Raw genomic sequence first — 17404 nt, 5'->3', positions numbered from 1 at the left:
CTTGTCAGAACCGTACGCGCGCGCCGAAGCGATAGCTGCGCCCGATCATGTCATAGAATGCTGGCACCGTGGGGTAGCCGAAATTCTGCGGGATCAGCGGCGGATCGCGATCGGTGAGGTTGTTGACGACGCCGAAGAATTCGAAGCGATCGGTCGCGCGGATGGTTGCCGACAAGTTGAAATACTGGCGCGCGGGCACGTCGTTATCGTTGATCTGCACCCCTTCGACGAACAGGTTGTTGTAGTTGGCCTTGCTGATCGTGCGCATCTGCAGCTGAAGCGTCAGAAGCGAGTCATCGTAGGTCAGCGAGCTGTTCGTCAGGAAGCGCGGGGTGCCGATGACGTCGCCGGCACGCTCGATGAAGCCAGTCCCGGTGATATCCTCACCGAACTTATCATACAGCGTTCCCGAGAAGCGCGCGGTGAGCGACCCGCCCAGCTTGCCCGACAGCTTGTCGAGCGGCAGCCGGTACGAAGCCTCGAAGTCGAAGCCCCGGCGCTCGACATAGCCCAGATTCAAATAGGGATTGTCCACCGTATAGACCGTGGTGCCCCCAGCGGGCGTACGTGTGATGAACGAGCAATAATATGCCTGATCCGGCGTTGGCGTCGTCCCGGTGCAGAAGTTGATGACCAGATTGGCGTCGATGAACGCGATCGCGTCGTCGACGCGAATGTCGAAATAATCGACCGACAGTTTCAGCCCGGGGATGAACGGCGGGGCGTAGGATACGCCGAGCGTCTTGGTCTCCGACGTTTCGGCCTGAAGGCCCGCATTGCCGCGCACCAGATTGGCCGTTGCCACCTGGCCGGTCGGACCGCCGGCGACCCCGGCGGAGAAGTTGCGGGTCTGCACCGTGGTGACGGCGGGGGTGAACAACTCGAAAATGTTGGGCGCGCGAATGTCGCGGGACAAGGTCCCACGCACCATCAGCCCTTCAATCGGTTCCCAGGTTCCGCCGAGCTTCCACGTCGTCACCCCGCCGCTGGAGCTATAGTCGGTGAAGCGCACCGCGCCCTGCAGATCGAGCGCGCGCAGCAGGGGCAGGTCGCGCGCCAGCGGCACGACCGCTTCGAGATACGCTTCCTTGACGTCGAAGCTGCCGCGCAGCGCACGGGCGTTCGAGCTTTCATAGCCGGCCGCTTCGGCAATCGCGTCGACCGAGGTGTTCTGGTCTTCGCGACGATACTCGGCGCCCAGCGCGACCGAGACCGGGCCGGCCCAGGTGCTGAACGGCTCACCCGACAGGTTCAGGTTGGTGGCGAATTGCTTGTAGAAGGTCTGGGTGAGGGTGGTCCCGGTGACATAGGCAATTGCCGCCGCCGAAGGCGAACCTTCACCGAATACGTTGAGCGGGACACACCCGGCCGCAGCCGCATTCCCCGCGACGACGGCGCGGCACGCCGGGCCATTTGCGGTCTGTACCACGTCCGCAGCAAAGCGGAAATTGGCCTGGATGCGGTTACCGTATACCTGCTGGGTGTAGAGATTTTCGCCATAGGTAGCCGCGCCGTTCAGCTTCCACGACCCGCCCAGGCGCGCGTCGAACCCGACGACGCCGCGCTTCGTCTCGACCTCGACCCGCGTGCGCTGATAACCGATATCCACGCTGTTGCGGCCCAGGTTGAAGCTGGTGATCTGGTTGGCGGCGTTCGCGGGCAGCGCGTTGAGCCGGTCGATTTCGGCCCGCAGTGCGGCCGGGATGAACGGGTTCTGCGTCGAAATGACGATCGGCGTCGCTTGTTCGTTGCGCGGCGGCAGCGTCTGTCCGCGCCCAACAGTGTCGGCGTAGGACGCCTCGGCATAAAACGTGACGTCGTCCGCCACTTCATAGCTGGCACGGCCGTAGCCGGTCCAGCGGCGGACCTTTGGCGCCACCGAGACGCCGGTGTTGAAGTTGATGCCGGCATTGCTGCCGCCGCCCTGCATGAAGCTGGACCCGACGAAATTGCCGTACTGGAAACGCCCGATCGACCCGTCGGGATTGATGAAGATGCCGCGCAGCTGCGCCGCGGGCCCGGTGGTGCTGTTGATCAGGCCGCCATTGGTCATGGTGGAATAGCGCACGTCCGGCAGCAACAACTGTGAGGCGAGGCCGTTGGTGGCGCGGCTGGGGTTGGCAACGAGGCCATAGCCCAGCCTGCCCCAGTCGCGTGTGAAGACGTCGCCCATGCCGTCATTCGTGACATGATCGAACGCGAGGGTGATATGCCCGCGCTCGCCGAGCTTCAGGCCGCCGACCGCACCGATGCGATATTCGGCATTGTCGCCCTGTTCGGATACGCCGGCCTGCGCCTCGGCACGTAGCCCTTCGAAGTCCTTGCGCAGGATCAGGTTGACGACCCCGGCGACCGCGTCGGAGCCCCATTGTGCCGACGCACCGCCCGTAACGACTTCGGCCCGTTCGAGCAGCAGTGCGGGAATTTGGTTGAGATCGACCTGATAGGTGCCGATGCCGGTCACGATCTGGGGCACGAACCGGTTGCCATCGACGAGCACGAGCGTACGCGACGGCCCAAGGCCACGCAGATCGGCGAAATAGGAGCCGGCAAACGCCGCGCGCACGCCGGTCGTGGTCGGCGATTGGGAAGCCTTGAACGCGGGAATTTCGTTGAGCACGGTCGCAACGTTGGTCGCGCCGCGTGCTTCCAGCGCCTCGGTGCCGACGATGGTGGTAGGGGTCGGCGCGGTGAAGCCGTCGCGCTGAACGCGGCTGGCGGTCACGACGACTTCGTCGGCGGCCTTTGCCTCAGTCTCGCCGGCGGTCTTATCCTCCTGTGCCGCGGCGATCGCCGGAAAGGCAAGGCTCAGCGCGATGGCGGCGGTCGTCGTGGCGCTGCGCATGAGTCGGCTGATCGAATGCGTTGAGCGGTTCATCTGTTTCTCCCCTCCTGTATCGGTACCCTTCCCGGGCATTCCATGAGCGTCCTGATAGGCGACCCGCGCGCCAGCCGTTTATGCAGGGACGCATGCGGCTTTACCCGGCAGTGCACGCGCCGGAGTCAGCCTGCGAACAGACGACCGACCGCCGCCATGTCGGTCGCCCGGTCGAGCGAGCGCACCGCATCCAGTGCGCGTCGCGCCGCCGCCGCCGACATCCGGGTGCGCGCATTGTCGATGAACTTCGCGTCGAGTGCGGCATCGTCGAGGCGCATGTCGGGGACCGACCCCATTCCGCGCACATACATGACCTCATGCGTGTAGCGCTGCCCTGATGCGGTCACTTCGACGCTGGCGATGAAGCTGCGCGGATCGGCGCGCTTGGTTTCCACTGTGCGCGGATGGGTGGACCATTGGATTCGGGCCATCATCGCCTTCACCGCCGGATCGGCAAGCTGCTCGGCCGACTGGCAGCGCGCGTCGAGCGGCCGACCGAGCGCGACCAGCGCCAGCATATAAGGGACGCTGAACTGCGCATCCTCTTGCGTGCGCACGTTCATTGGGTCCGGGTTGGCGCCGAAGGGCGGCCCCCAGGATTGAATTCGCTCGATCGCGGCGGGGTCGAACCGCTGGCGCGCCAGTAGGGCCACCAGCGCGTCGATCCGGCTGTGGACGTAGCGGCAGCAGGCATAGGGCTTGTAATCGGCGTTGACGATCGTCCAGCGCTCGCCCAGCCCACGCGTTGCGGCGGGGATGTCCCATTTGCTGAAGCCATAGAAACGGGCAAAGCCCGCCGGGCCGTCCAGCACGCGGGGATTGCCGGTGAACCCGCTTTCGGCAAGCAGTGCCGCCGTCACGGCACCCTGATTCACCCAGCCGACCGGCGTGTATTTCACGTTCGATTTGGGACTGCCCGTTTCCCAGTCATGCGCGGCCTGTGGCGGGCAGTAATAGCCGGCCAGCCCGATCGCGTTCGCCGTTGCCGCTGTTGGCAATCCCAGCAGTCGCGCCGCGCCAGCAGCGGCGGCGAGCATCGATTCCTGATTGATCGCGAACACCTCTGGCGTGGTGCCCGTCTCGAGGATCGCGGCACCCATCGGGCTGGTGGCCGAACTCAACCGCGCGGCCAGCTCATAGGCAACGACCAACGCCAGAATGAAATCGCGCCCGGATGTCCGGCGCGCTTCCGCCAAAGCCATCAAAGCGGGAACCACCACCGGCGGGATATGCGGGATCGCGTCGTAATCCAGGCCATTCATCAGCTCGGCATTGGCAAACGCGGCGTTGGTGGTCGCGAGGCGCGCCTTGCCACCCCAAAGTTGCGCCTCGCCAGCTCCCCCAAGCTTGGCCATCGCGGTCGCGGCGAGGCGGCCCTTGTTGCTTTCCCAACCGGCAACGCCGCACCCCAGCGCATCGACCATGCAGCGTTTCGCGGCATCGATTACGGCAGGCGGCAGATCCTCATAGCGCAGCGTGCTCGCGAAATTGACCAGCGTGGCGGTCGTGGTGCCGTCAGGGTCCGTGGTCGCGCGCCCTTCGGCGGCGGCGGGATGGCGGGGCGCGACCGGCGCCGTTTGGGGGCTGGCTGGCCGCGCAGAGGCCATGCCGGAAATGGGCAAGGCCGCGCTTCCGATGAGCAGATGACGACGATCGACCATGGTGCGCCCTCTCCCGGTCCTTGTGAGTCTTCCGCGCAGACACCGGCTCGGGTCGGGCGCTGCGATGCTAGCTTGATCGGGTAGCCCCTTGGGCTGCACCCCGCCATGTCCCGCCGCGCTCGACCGCTTTGGCGCGAGCGCACTGAATTGCGTAAGCTTTTGTTTGTAATAGGTTAGTTCCGCGTCGGGGTCGCTTGCATCACCGCCATGGGTCACCCTACGCGTGCCGAATGCGGTCGCGCGCCGCACGACAACAAGATGTGGAGATAAGCCAGGTGGAAGCGCTGAGAGCAACATTGGTAGGCATCGAAGCACGCGCCAACGCACCATTCTTTATCGGTGGCAACTGGCAGGAAGGCGCGCAGGCCGCCACGCTCGACGTGATCGCGCCGCACAGCGAGGAACTGCTGATGCGCCATGCCGAGGCAACGCATGGGGAAGTCGATCGGGCGGTGACCGCGGCGCGCCGGGCGTTCGATCACGGCCCATGGCCGCGCATAGCACCGGCAGAACGCGGCGCTGCGCTGAAACGGGTGGCGGCGTTACTCGCCGAACGGCTTCCCGAACTGGCCGAGGCATGGACCGGGCAGGTCGGCGCCATCATTGGATTCACCCGCAATGCCTCGCGCCAGGTGCCGGGTCTGTTCGACTTTTACGGCGACCTTGCGACCCGTTATCCGTTTGTCGATCATCGCACGCGCTCGTCGGGTGGACGGGTGCAGGTGATCAGCGAGCCGGCGGGCGTGTGCGCCGCGATCACGCCGTGGAACGCGCCGCTGGTCCTGTTGTGCTACAAAGTGGCGGCTGGATTGGCCGCGGGCTGCACCTTCGTCGTTAAGCCGTCGCCGGAGACGCCGATCGACGCGCATATCCTGGCCGAATGCATCGCGGGCGCGGGGCTACCGGACGGGGTGTTCAACATGATCCAGGGCGGGCGGGAGATCGGCGACTATCTCGTCCGCCACCCGGGGATCGACAAGGTCAGCTTCACCGGCTCGACCGTCGCGGGCAAGGCGATTGCATCGGCCTGCGCCGCGCGCCTGACGCGCTTCAGCCTTGAACTGGGCGGCAAGTCGGCCGCGATCATTCTCGATGATGCGGACCTGTCCAAGGTGCTGCCCACGCTTGTTCCCTACTCGATGCCGATCACCGGTCAGGTGTGCTTTTCGTTGACGCGCATACTCGTGCCCGCCGCACGCTATGACGAGGTACTCGACGGCTATGTGTCGGCGGTCCGCAAGGTGAACGTAGGAAATCCCTTCGAAGACGGCGTGCAGATGGGACCGCTCAGCCTGTCGCGCCAGCGCGACCGGGTTGAACGCTATGTTGCACAGGGGATTGCGGAAGGGGCGCGTCTGGTGACCGGCGGCGGGCGGCCCACCGTCCAGAAGCGCGGATGGTTTTTCGAGCCCACCGTGTTTGGCGATGTGACCCAGGATATGACGATCGCGCGCGAGGAGATCTTCGGACCGGTGGTCTCGCTGATCCGCTATGACGACGAAACCGAACTGATCGCACTGGCCAACGCCACCGATTATGGACTGCATGGCGCAGTCTATTCGGCCGACGAACATCGCGCACTGGCGATCGCGCGGCGGGTCGACGCTGGCTCCCTCGCCATCAACGGTATGGCCGTCGATATCGAGATGCCGTTTGGGGGATTCAAACAGTCCGGCATCGGTCGAGAAGGCGGACTGGAAGGGCTGCAAAACTATCTCGAGCTGAAGACGATTTATCTGCCCGGCTGACGGTTGCGGGTGGCGCACCACTGAACAGCTTTGCGATCGCGCGCGCGATGGGCGGCACGGCGCCTGATTTTCAATCGTCTGCCAGACCGGAGTACCCGCAGATAGCGGCAATCCGCATTCCCGTTCTCGTCCAAATGATCAAACTGGGCACTGTCGATCAGCGGACCTGGCCGCCGCGCACCCCGAAGATGTCCGCCGGCAATCGCCACGCCGCGAGGATGGCGAGCAGGAGCAGCGCGATGAATAGCGCGCCTGCCACCGGCAAGCCCGCAAGCGCGCCACTCGTCCGGGCCGCAGCCGCGAAATAGGCAGAGCCGATCACCGCAATGCCGATCGCGCCGCCCAGCTGCTGTGCGGTACGCAGCGTCGCGCTGGCCGTCCCCGCGAACGCGCGGTCGACATCGGCGACCACGATCGGGGGTAGTGGCCCGGCCAGCATCCCCATGCCGACCCCTGCCAGCGCAAGCAGCGCAAAGAATCCGACACCGCCGCCGGTTCCGCCCGCGATCAGCGTCAAGGCACCGCTGGCACCCGTCATCATCACCAGCGCGCCACCGATCAGCAGCCAGCGACCGAGGCGCGGCAGATACTTTTTCCCGATAAAGCTGATGCCCGCCATCACGCCCATGCCAAAGGGGACATGCGCCAGCGCGGTATCGAGCGGGGACTTGCCCAGCCCCTGTTGCAACGCGACCGCGAGCACCAGCAGGAAGCCCGCCGCGCCGGCCGAGAAGGCCAGCACCGCGACCAGTCCCCAGCGGAAGGTCGCCAGGCGGAACAACGCAGGTTCGATGATCGCTGCCCGCCCCGCGCGCCGCCGTGCCAATGCCCGGATCCAGCCCACGATGACCAAGGCGACTCCGACGAGCGCGCACGGAATCGCCCAGGCGGGCCAGCCCCGCTCCGACCCGTCGATCAGCGCGAACAGCAGCGCCGCAAAGCCCGCCGCAAACAGCGCCGCGCCGAACAGATCGATCTGCAGCGGGCGTCCGGCGTCGCGCTGCGGAATCGTCCGCAACCCCAGCCACAGCGCGATCAACCCGATCGGCAGGTTGATCAGGAAGATCAGCCGCCAGCCAAGGCCAAACCAGTTCCATTCGATCAGCAAGCCACCCAGGATCGGTCCCAGGATCGCGGCGAGCCCCCCGATCACGCCGAACCAGGCGAGCCGCGCAACGCGTTCGAGCGGGGAGAACAGCGTCTGCACGATCGCCATCACCTGCGGCCCCATCATCGCGCCGGCGGCCCCTTGGAGCAGGCGGCCGATGACCAGCTGCTCGGGCGTTTGCGCCAGCCCGCACAGGGCCGAGGTCGCGATGAAGCCCGCAACCCCGATCAGAAACATGCGGCGATAGCCAAACGCGTCGCCCAGCCGTCCGCCCAGCAGCAACAGCGCACCCAGCACGAGCAAATAGCCCGCAACGATCCACTGCATCGCCGCCGACGAGGCATCCAGCGCGCGGCGGATCTCGGGCAAGGCGGTGTTGACGATGGTTGTATCGGCGACTTCGAGCACGAAGGCGATCAGCACAGTGAGGAAGGCGAGCGTGCGCTGACGATCAGTCAACTGCTGTGCCGCGCCGCCGTCGTGCGGCGCGCCTGCCCCTCGATCCATATGACTGCCGCCCCGAAAATTCCGGGCATTGCACCCGCGGCACAGCCCTAATTAAAATGATGCTTCTATTATGAGCCTGTTTCGCTTAGCGTCAAGCCAATGCGGCGATTCACGACCGCGATGTTGAGGTGGCGGATGTGGTCGCGCGTCCGTCCGGAGGGGAGTGAAGGCGTTGCACAAGTCAGACTCGTCGCGGGTGCCCGGGCCCGCCCAAGGGTTCACCGTCATCATCGCGGGGTTCCTGCCGATCATGGCAATCGTGTCGATGTTCCCGGCGGTGCCGGCGATGATCGCGCATTTCGGTGCAGACCCCAATGCCAGCTGGAAGGTGCCGGCGATGGTGTCGGCCCCCGGCCTGACCATTGCGATCACCGCGCTGTTCGTCGGCCTGATGGTCGATCGCTTCGGGCGCCGTCGCCTGCTGCTCGGATCGACCCTGCTCTACGGGATCTTCGGCTCCGCACCGTTCCTGCTCGAATCGCTCGACGCCATTTATGCCTCGCGCCTGCTGCTCGGCCTGAGTGAGGCCGCGATCCTGACGACGCTCAACACGCTGATCGCCGATTATTGGGACGAAAAGAGCCGCCGCAACTGGCTGACGATGCAGGGCTTGATCGGCCCGGCGCTGTCGTCGGTGATGATCTTCTTTGCCGGGGCGCTGACCGCGTGGCGCTGGAACGGCATCTTCTTGCTCTATCTGGTCGCCTTCCCGATCTTCCTCGCCATGCTGCGCTACATGTACGAGCCGCAGCGTGAGGTCGCACCCGCGCGGGTCGAGGGCGAGACCGCCGATGGCGGCATCCCCTGGACCGTCCTCGCAACGATCGGCAGCGTGACCCTGTTCGTTTCGGTCCTCTATTATGTCTTCATCATCAATGGTGGACTGGTCTGGCAGGAGCTGGGGGTCAAGGATCCGGGCAAGATCGGTCGGATCACGGCATTGCCCAGCCTGTTCATCCTGGTCGGCGCGGGCGTGTTCTGGCTGCTCGGCCGCTGGCAGGTCAGCTCGCGCGCCCAGCTCTTCGCTCTGCTCGCCACGCTCGGCACCGGCCTCGCCATCATCGGCCTCGCCAGCGACTGGCGGATGATGATCCTCGGCATGATGGTGCAACAGACGGGCGCGGGCATGGGGGTGGTCACGCTGATCGCCTGGGCACAGCGCAAGCTGCCCTATGCCCATCGCGGACGCGGCATGGGCTTGTGGACCGCCTGCTTTTTCTTCGGCCAGTTCGTCTCGCCGCTGCTGGTCAGCCTGGTGCGCGCGCAGGTGGGTTCGATGCAGGCCGCGTTCCTGGTCGCGGGGATCGTCGGGATCGTCGGGGCAGTCGTCGTCTGGCTGGTGGTCGACCGCCGCCCGACGCTTCAGCCCGCTGCAGCATGAGACTTGCGATGATCCGCGCTTGTCTGAGCGCCATTGCCGCGCTCCTCGCCCTCTCGTCGGCCACCGCGCAGGAGCCGCCGCGCTTCCGCTACGACGTGATCGAAGCACCGCTCCAACCGGGCGCGGTTACGCTGCCGACTGCGCCGAAGGACGCGCCGGATCGCGAGCAATGGATGACTCAGAACGGGTCGATCGGGGTGCGCAACGTCTCGCACGCCACGCTGATTCCGGTGCTGCCCGCCGGCCCATCGACCGGCGCCGCGGTGATCGTCGCGCCCGGCGGCGGTTTCCTCGGTCTGTCGATGGATGCCGAGGGGTGGCAGGTCGCGCGCTGGCTCGCCAACCACGGCATCGCCGCCTTTGTCCTCAAATATCACGTGCTGCCCACCCCGCGCGACAATGCGGAGTGGCAGGACAAGTTCAACCGGATGATCGGGGGCGAAAGCGTCGGCTTCGCGCCGCCCAAGGATACCCCGCCCGAAGCGCTTGCCGACGGCCTCGCCGCGCTGGCGCATGTCCGCGACAACGCCGCGCGCTATGGCGTCGACGCGAAGCGGATCGGGTTCATGGGCTTCTCCGCCGGTGGCTTCCTGACCCGGTCCGTGATCGAAAAAGGCGGCGCGGCGATGCCGGCCTTTGCCGCGCCGATCTATCCCAACATGGCGGCGATGAGCGTACCCGCGAACGCACCGCCGATGTTCGTCACGATCGCGGCGGACGATTTCCTGCTGACCCGCGAAACGGGCCTGCCGCTGCTCGAAAGCTACCGCGTGGCGGGCAAGCCGATCGAGTTTCACCTACTCGCCAATGGCGGCCATGGCTTCGGCTTGGGGCGCGAGGGCACCGCGTCGGCGGGGTGGATTGAGACGTTCCACCGCTGGCTGGGCGCGATCGGGATGCTCAAGGCTAGGTAAGGTCTGATGGGGGTGACCTAAATCACCCCCTCCTTCAACAGCTCGACCGCATGTCCCGCCGCGCGTGCGGTCAGCGCCATATAGGTCAGCGACGGATTCTGGCAGGCGGACGAGCTCATCTGGGCGCCATCGGTGACGAACAGATTGGCGACGCCATGCGCCTGGCTCCATTTGTTGAGCACCGAGGTCGCTGGGTCCGCGCCCATCCGCGCACCGCCCATTTCGTGGATCGCGCTGCCGCCCGGGTTGGGTCGGTCGAAGCCCATGATGACCTTGCCACCCGCATGGCCCAGCATCTCGGCGGCATCCGCCTTGGCCTGCGCCAGCGCGGCATGCTCCTCCGCGCCGAACGCGAATTCGACCTTGAGGATCGGAAGGCCATTGGCGTCGGTCCGCTTGGGGTCGAGCGTGATCCGGTTCGATGCGCGCGGCACACAATCGGCAAAGGCGACCAGCACCATCCGCCACATGCCGGGCGGCTGCAGCGCCTCCTTGTACGCAGCACCGATCCCCGGCTCGCGCTTGCCGCGCGTCCAGCCCGATTGCAGCGCGCCGCCCTGGAACGAAAAGCCGCGATCGTGCCCCGCGCCGTCGATCGCGTCGAGATTGCGGAAGCGCGGGATGACGATGCCGGTCGGGCGATTGCCGAAGGTGGTCCATTGCTCGAAGCCCGGGAACAGCGCGATCGCCGACAGGGTGCTGGCGTGGTCCATGATGTGCGTGCCGAGTACACCGCTGGCGTTGGCGAGGCCGTTCGGCAGTGCGTCGCTGCCCGAATTGAGCAGCAGATGCACCGAGTTGAATGCCCCGGCATTGAGGAACACCATCCGCGCCGTTGCCTGCCCGCGCGCGCGCGTCTTGCCGTCGATCCAGCGCACGCCGGTGACGCGGCGCGTCGCGGGGTCATAGTCGATCTTCTCGACCACCGCGTCGGTGACCAGGGTCAGATTGCCGGTCTTTTGCGCCGCGGGCAGAGTGGAGGACTGGGTCGAGAAATAGGCGCCATAGGAGCAGCCGCGGGCGCAGATCGACCGGCGCTGGCATTCGCCGCGCCCGTCTTTGGCCTCGGTCAGATTGGCGGTGCGGCCGATCGTCAGTCGCCGCTCGGGCCAGCGCGCGGAGATTTTCTCGCGCACCGCCTGTTCGACGACGTTCAGCGCCATCGGCGGCTGGAAGCGCCCGTCGGGCAGCTGCGCCAGCCCCTCGGCCGCGCCGGAAACGCCGATAAACTCCTCGACCTTGTCATACCACGGGGCGAGGTCGGCATAGCGGATCGGCCAGTCGGTGCCGTTGCCATCACGCCGGTTGGCGTCGAAGTCGTAGTCCGACCAGCGATAGGATTGCCGCCCCCAGGTCAGCGAGCGCCCACCCAGATTATAGCTGCGAAACCAGTTGAACGCGGTGCCGTCTTCCGTCGCATAAGGGTTTTCGGCATCGTTGACGAAATGCGGCTCGGTGAATTCGGTGAAATGGCGGTTGCCGCGCTGCACCGGATAGTCGCGCGCATATTTCTCGGCATCGCCGACCCCCCGGAACGGCATGTCCCACGGCGCCTTGGTCTCGTTCACATATCCGGTCTGGTGCACGATCATCGGCCCGCGCTCGAGCATAAGGACCTTTAGCCCCGCCTCGGTCAGCTCCTTCGCCGCCCAGCCGCCCGTGATGCCGGAGCCGACCACGATTGCGTCGAAGATCATCGCATCTGCCATCAGCCGAATTCCACCGCGGTCCAGTCACTGGAGAAGGCACGTTCGCCCGGCTTGACCGCGACCGCGGGGTCAAAGCGTCCCGGCGTCAGTTCGTAGCGCAGCTCCTGCGCGCCGCCGGTTTGCGAGGTGTAATAGCCGGTCAGGATCAACCCCTTCACCGTCTTCCACGGATGATCCTTCGCGGCGTACGCATCGGCGTCCAGCCGCGTCAGGATCGCGGCTCGGCGCGGCTCGGGCTTGCCCATCCAGTCGCCATTCGCCGCGCGATCGAGTTCGGCTTCCAGCCAGTCGAGGTGGCGCAGACTGCCGTCGCTACGCAGGTACCCGCTGGCGGCTGCCGGAGCCGTGTCGCGCACGAGCGGTGCACGGCTCTTGTCCAAGCCATGGGCGAGCGCGAGGATTACGAAGTCCCCCACCCCCACGTCCCCGGCGCCGGGGGTAGCCGTGCGCGGGATCACCAGCTGGCTGATGTCGCGGATCATCGTGCGCTGGCGGTCGCTCGGTGCGTCAGCATCATCCTGTTTCGACAATGTCGCAACGACCGCGGGCATCCCCACGACCGCCGCGAGCAACGCCACACCCCCGCCAAATTCGCGCCGCGTCCAGCCCGCCTGACCCATGCTCTACCCTCTCCGCGCCGGTTCTTGCCGGCTCCGATTTCGCCTGATATCAGAATGTGTATTCTATTTCTAGCGGGAGAGGCACGGATGCTCAGACTATCGCGCATGATGGAACTGGGCACGCCCGCGCCCGATTTCGCGCTGCCCGATACCGAAGGGCGAACGGTCCGGCTGGCGGATGTCGCCGGTCCCAACGGGCTGATCGTCGCCTTCATCTGCAACCACTGCCCGTTCGTGCTCCACCTGATCGACGCGTTTGTGGACTTCGCACGCGACTATCAGGCGCGCGGCATCGGCGTCGTCGCGATCTCGTCCAACGACATCGTTGAGTTTCCCGAGGACGATTATGCGCACATGAAGCTGTTCGCGGCGGAGCGCGGTTTCCCCTTCCCGTATCTCCATGATGCGGACCAGCAGGTCGCGATCGCCTACGAAGCGATCTGCACGCCGGACTTCTTCATGTTCGATTCCGATCTGCGCCTGTTTTACGCGGGGCAGTTCGATGCCAGCCGCCCCAAGATCAATCGTCCGCCCGTGCCGGGCCTTCCGCCACTGCGCACCGACCTGCCGGTGACGGGCGAAGATATGCGCCGTGCCGCCGACGCGCTGCTGGCTGGCGATCCTCCGCCCCAGCCGCAGCGGCCGAGCGCGGGCTGCTCGATCAAATGGCTCGAGGGGAACGCCCCGACATGGGCGTGATTGCGAACCGCATCTGGCTGCCCGCTGCCGCCGTGGTGCCGCAGGAGCGCGGGACCGACTATTTCGCGCCGGTCGATGGCGCGGACTGGTCGGACGGGTTCGGCTGGCATCGCGGCTTCTTCTCCAGCTTTCGTCTGCGCGCCGGGCGTGAGGCGTGGTTCCACTTTCCTTTGCCCACCTCGATCCTGCGCGATGGGCGGCAACAGGCACTGGCCGAGGTCTCACTGCTGTGGGAGGTCACCGATGGCGCACGCATCCACTGGCTGGTGCTGCAGCATGGCGGGATGGACCGCATTCCCCTGACCGAGCGCGAGACCGAGCCGGATAGCGTGGCTGTGCCGTTCGACCCGCCCGAGCAATGGCGGCAATACTATCCGGCGTCGGCGCGGCGATTGACGACGATCGCGTTCGCCCCCCTGCTGCCGCTGCGCTTCGGGGTGCAGCTGTGCGTCGGGGTCACTGCGCCGGAGCGCGACGGGACGATCCGCTTCTACGGCGCTGGGGCTGGCTTCGCTGACTTGGACTAGTCACGCCCCGACCGCAGTGCGGCGAGCTTCTCGCGAATCGCCGACTGCTTTTCCGCCGACACGTCGAACCGCCCGACCAGCCACGCCATCGCCGCGCCCGCGATCACGATCAGCGCGGTAACGAACCAGGCGAGCGCGCGCACCTTGTCCTGCGGCATCTGATCGACCGGCAGCCCGGCGGGAAAGTCGATGATGCCGAGGAACGACCCGGCGAACAGCGCGACCAGCCCGCTGCCGACCTGAAGTCCGATGAACATGAAGCTCGCGACCAGCCCCTGTTGCGGCTTGCCGGTATTCGCCTCATGCTCGTCGCCGATATCATAGGTTACGGCGTTGAACGGCACGACATACAGGCCGTAGGCGACCCCGCCGAGCACGCGAAACGCGAACACGAACGCCCCGATCGCGGCGGTCGCGGGTAGTGGTGACAGGCCGAGCAGCGGCAGCAGCACCGCACCCGCCTGCAGCACGAAGAACACCGCCAGGCCCGAGATCATCGCCGTGCGCGTACCGACCAGCTTCATCCAGGCGGGCGCGAGGAACATGGCGACGAGCGAACCGATCACCCCGGCGATCAGCAGGCGCGGCGTCCAGTTGCCGTCGAGCTGCCAGAAATAGGTGGCGAGGTGCAACGTCAGCTGGTTCACCACCGAATTTGTGAACAGCACCAGCAAGGCGACCAGCAGCAACAGCCCGACATTGGGCGTGGTGCGGATCGCCGCGACCAGCCGCCGGAACAATTGCGGCAACGTTTCGGGCGCTTCGCTCGCCACGCTGCGGTCCAGCTGCTCCACCGCCCGCATCCGCGCGCGCGTGCCGAGCAGGCCGATGATCATCAGCGCCGCGCCGCAAATGGCAATGAACAAGCAAAAATCTGGATAGGGCGCAGGATTGAGCTGCGGCTTGCTGAACCCGCCGCCTGGGACGAAGAACCAGGCGAACGCGGCATAGGGAACGGTCAGGATCGCCAGCTGATTGCCCATGTTGCGCATGACCGCGACGATGTTGCGCTCCCCGCTCTCGCGCGTCAGCTCGCCGCCCATCGCGTAGGCGGGCACGGTCCAGAACGAAATGCCTACGCGCGCGAGCAGCCCGAAGCCGAGCAGCCAGGCAAAGATCTGCCATTGCTCAAGTCCGCCCGGCACGCGGAACACCATCGCAATGCCCACGGCGAACGGCACCACCGCGGCGGCCATCAAGGTGTGGCGACGCCCGAGCGGGGCGCTGTCCATCCGGTCGGACAGCGCGCCAATATAGGGATCGGCGACCGCATCGAAGACGAGGATGATCGCCAGCGCGGCACCCAGCAACATGCCGTCGAGCCCGACGACCTGCGCATAGAAGAACAATACGAAGGCGTCCCATGCGAAGCTCTTGATCAGCTCCGGCATGGCACACGCCATGAAGGCGAAGCGGGTCGGCCAGCCGAGCGGCGGCAAGGTCCCTGCACGCTCGGCCACCGTCATCAGCTGATCCCCATGATGCGCTTGTTCAGGTCGCGATCCGCCCCACCTGCGGCGAAATCGTCGAACGCATGTTCAGTGACGCGGATGATGTGGCGGTCGATGAACGGCGCCCCTTCGGCTGCGCCCTGTTCCGGATGCTTGAGCGCGCACTCCCATTCGAGCACCGCCCAGCCGTTGAAATCATTCGCCGCCATCTTGGAAAAGATCGCTGTGAAATCGACCTGCCCATCGCCGAGCGAGCGGAAGCGGCCCGGACGGTCGACCCAGCTCTGGTATCCGCCGTAGACCCCTGCCCGCCCGGTCGGCCGGAATTCGGCATCCTTGACGTGGAAGCATTTGATGCGGTCGCGATAGATGTCGATGAACGCCAGATAATCGAGCTGTTGCAGCACGAAATGGCTGGGGTCGTAGAGGATGTTGGCGCGCGCATGATTGCCGACACGCTCGAGGAACATCTCGAACGTCACGCCGTCGTGCAGGTCCTCGCCCGGGTGGATCTCATAGCCGATATCGACGCCCTCATGGTCGAAATGGTCGAGGATCGGTTTCCACCGGCGCGCCAGTTCGTCGAACGCATCCTCGATCAGGCCGGCCGGGCGCTGCGGCCAGGGATAGACATAGGGCCAGGCCAGCGCGCCCGAGAAGCTGGCGTGGGCGGTGAGGCCAAGGCGCCGGCTGGCAGTCGCCGCCTTCTTCACCTGATCCACCGCCCATTCTTGCCGCGCCACCGGATTGCCGCGCACATGCTCGGCCGCGAACCCGTCAAACTGGGCGTCATAGGCTGGGTGGACCGCAACCAGCTGACCCTGAAGATGCGTCGACAGCTCGGTGATGGCTAGGCCGTGCGCCGCAGCGATGCCCGTCACTTCGTCGCAATAATCCTGGCTCTCCGCTGCGCGATCCAGATCGAACAGGCGCTTGTCCCAGCTCGGAATCTGGATGCCCTTGTAGCCGAGCGAGGCGACCCAGGCCGCGATGCTGTCGAGCGAATTGAACGGCGCGGCATCGCCCGCAAATTGGGCGAGGAAGATGCCCGGCCCCTTCAACGTCTTCATCGCGCTCTCCTCAAATCGTCAGATCGACCCAGCCAGCTTCATCGCGGCTGGCGGTCACGGCGGCCTCGATGAACGCCATGCCGCGCAGTCCTTCGGCCGCGTCGGGCAGCAGCGGCGCGGCCTCGCCACGCAACTGCGCCGCAAAGTCGCGGTACAAATTGGCGAAGGCCTCCAGATACCCCTCGGGATGCCCGCCCGGGGTGCGGCTGCGCGCGCGGGCATCGGCACCGAGCGCGGCATCGCCGGCGCGGACGATCTCGGTCCGCCCGTCAATGCCGTGCAGCGTCAGATCGTTGGGCGTCTCCTGCCGCCACACCAGCCCGCCCTTGTCGCCATAGACGCGGATGCGCAGCCCGTTGAGCTCCCCCACCTCGATCTGCGACGCGAGCAGCACGCCGCGCGCGCCATTGTCGAAGCGCAGCAGGATCGAGCAGTCGTCGTCCAGCGCACGTCCCGGCACCACCGCCGCCAGATCGGCGAGCAGCCGCGTGACGCGTAGCCCTGTGACGAACTCGGCGAGCTGAAAGGCGTGAACCCCGATATCGCCGATGCATCCGCCCGCGCCCGAGCGCGCCGGATCGACGCGCCATTCGGCCTGTTTTCCCTCTGCGGGACCGGCGAGCCAGCCCTGCGGATACTCCACGACCACCTTGCGCACCGTGCCGATCGTACCCGCGGCGACCCGCGCCCGCGCCTCCCGCACCAAAGGATAGCCCGAATAGGTATAGGTCAGCGCATAGGGCCGCCCCGCCTGAGCGACGAGATCGGCGAGCTCGCGTGCCTCGGCGAGCGATGCGGTCATCGGCTTGTCGCTCATTACCGCGACGCCAGCCGCGAGCGCGGCGCGCGCGGCGGGCAGATGGTGATGGTTGGGGCTCACGATCGACACGAAATCGATTCCGTCCGGGCGGGCAGCCTCGGCGGCGAACATCGTGGCGAGATCGGGATAGGCGCGATCCGGATCAATCCGATAATCCGCTGCAGCCGCGCGCGAGCGACCGGCATCGCTGCTGAACACCCCCGCGACCAGCTCGATCTCGCGGTCCAGCTCGGCCGCGATACGGTGGATCGGGCCGATAAACGCCCCCGGCCCGCCGCCGATCATTCCCATCCGCAGCCGCATTCGCCCCC

Annotated in this window: 13 protein-coding genes; 5 read left to right on the top strand and 8 right to left on the bottom strand. The window is 66.4% G+C overall.

Going from position 1 to position 17404, the window contains the following annotated elements; translation table 11 throughout:
* Nucleotides 1–4: 4 nt before the first annotated feature.
* Nucleotides 5–2878, bottom strand: coding sequence for a TonB-dependent receptor plug domain-containing protein (locus tag K9B35_RS07215; RefSeq protein WP_224921157.1), 2874 nt, complete (start codon nucleotides 2876–2878; stop codon nucleotides 5–7).
* A gap of 125 nt (nucleotides 2879–3003) precedes the next feature.
* Nucleotides 3004–4539 carry an MmgE/PrpD family protein gene (locus K9B35_RS07210; RefSeq protein ID WP_224921156.1) on the bottom strand — a complete coding sequence of 512 codons (1536 nt, stop codon included), beginning with the start codon at nucleotides 4537–4539 and terminating at the stop codon, nucleotides 3004–3006.
* A 275-nt stretch (nucleotides 4540–4814) separates the two neighbouring features.
* Between K9B35_RS07210 and K9B35_RS07205 the strand changes: the two genes are divergently transcribed.
* Nucleotides 4815–6287 (top strand): aldehyde dehydrogenase, encoded by a 1473-nt coding sequence (locus K9B35_RS07205; RefSeq protein WP_224921155.1) that lies wholly within the window; start codon nucleotides 4815–4817, stop codon nucleotides 6285–6287.
* A gap of 157 nt (nucleotides 6288–6444) precedes the next feature.
* On the opposite strand, the gene K9B35_RS07200 is transcribed toward K9B35_RS07205, so the two are convergent.
* Nucleotides 6445–7902 (bottom strand): MFS transporter, encoded by a 1458-nt coding sequence (locus K9B35_RS07200; RefSeq protein ID WP_224921154.1) that lies wholly within the window; start codon nucleotides 7900–7902, stop codon nucleotides 6445–6447.
* A gap of 196 nt (nucleotides 7903–8098) precedes the next feature.
* Here K9B35_RS07200 and K9B35_RS07195 point away from each other — a divergent pair, with 196 nt between their 5' ends.
* Together K9B35_RS07195 and K9B35_RS07190 are read left to right on the top strand one after the other, a co-directional pair.
* A complete protein-coding gene (locus tag K9B35_RS07195) occupies nucleotides 8099–9283 on the top strand; it encodes an MFS transporter (RefSeq protein WP_224921153.1) in 1185 nt (394 codons plus the stop codon).
* 8 nt (nucleotides 9284–9291) lie between these two features.
* The gene (locus tag K9B35_RS07190) at nucleotides 9292–10197 is read left to right on the top strand and encodes an alpha/beta hydrolase (RefSeq protein WP_224921152.1); all 906 of its coding nucleotides are present in this window, start codon (nucleotides 9292–9294) and stop codon (nucleotides 10195–10197) included.
* Between the two features lie 17 nt (nucleotides 10198–10214).
* Here the strand turns inward: K9B35_RS07190 and K9B35_RS07185 are convergent, their stop codons facing one another.
* Both K9B35_RS07185 and K9B35_RS07180 read right to left on the bottom strand, forming a co-directional pair.
* Nucleotides 10215–11906, bottom strand: a complete 1692-nt coding sequence (locus K9B35_RS07185) for a GMC oxidoreductase (protein ID WP_224921151.1) — start codon at nucleotides 11904–11906, stop codon at nucleotides 10215–10217.
* Nucleotides 11906–12526: a gluconate 2-dehydrogenase subunit 3 family protein gene (locus tag K9B35_RS07180; RefSeq protein ID WP_224921150.1), complete on the bottom strand. Its 621-nt coding sequence runs from the start codon at nucleotides 12524–12526 to the stop codon at nucleotides 11906–11908. Before K9B35_RS07180 ends, K9B35_RS07185 begins: the two co-directional genes overlap by 1 nt.
* A gap of 87 nt (nucleotides 12527–12613) precedes the next feature.
* Here K9B35_RS07180 and K9B35_RS07175 point away from each other — a divergent pair, with 87 nt between their 5' ends.
* Complete coding sequence (locus K9B35_RS07175; protein WP_224921149.1) at nucleotides 12614–13225, top strand: thioredoxin family protein; 612 nt, start codon at nucleotides 12614–12616, stop codon at nucleotides 13223–13225.
* Complete coding sequence (locus K9B35_RS07170; RefSeq protein WP_224921148.1) at nucleotides 13216–13752, top strand: hypothetical protein; 537 nt, start codon at nucleotides 13216–13218, stop codon at nucleotides 13750–13752. The genes K9B35_RS07175 and K9B35_RS07170 overlap by 10 nt, the downstream gene beginning before the upstream one ends.
* Here the strand turns inward: K9B35_RS07170 and K9B35_RS07165 are convergent.
* The 3 genes from K9B35_RS07165 to K9B35_RS07155 are packed head-to-tail and all read right to left on the bottom strand — an operon-like array spanning nucleotide 13749 to nucleotide 17396.
* Nucleotides 13749–15218: an MFS transporter gene (locus K9B35_RS07165; RefSeq protein ID WP_224921147.1), complete on the bottom strand. Its 1470-nt coding sequence runs from the start codon at nucleotides 15216–15218 to the stop codon at nucleotides 13749–13751. The two genes, K9B35_RS07170 and K9B35_RS07165, sit on opposite strands and share 4 nt — an antisense overlap.
* Entirely contained in the window at nucleotides 15218–16273 is a 1056-nt protein-coding gene (locus tag K9B35_RS07160) for a sugar phosphate isomerase/epimerase family protein (protein ID WP_224921146.1), read from the bottom strand. Before K9B35_RS07160 ends, K9B35_RS07165 begins: the two co-directional genes overlap by 1 nt.
* Nucleotides 16274–16283: 10 nt before the next feature.
* A complete protein-coding gene (locus tag K9B35_RS07155; RefSeq protein WP_224921145.1) occupies nucleotides 16284–17396 on the bottom strand; it encodes a Gfo/Idh/MocA family protein in 1113 nt (370 codons plus the stop codon).
* Nucleotides 17397–17404: the final 8 nt, after the last annotated feature.

It is taken from the genome of Sphingomonas sp. R647 (assembly GCF_020177055.1).
Lineage (GTDB): Bacteria > Pseudomonadota > Alphaproteobacteria > Sphingomonadales > Sphingomonadaceae > Sphingomonas.
This window is presented reverse-complemented; position numbering and strand designations above follow the sequence as displayed.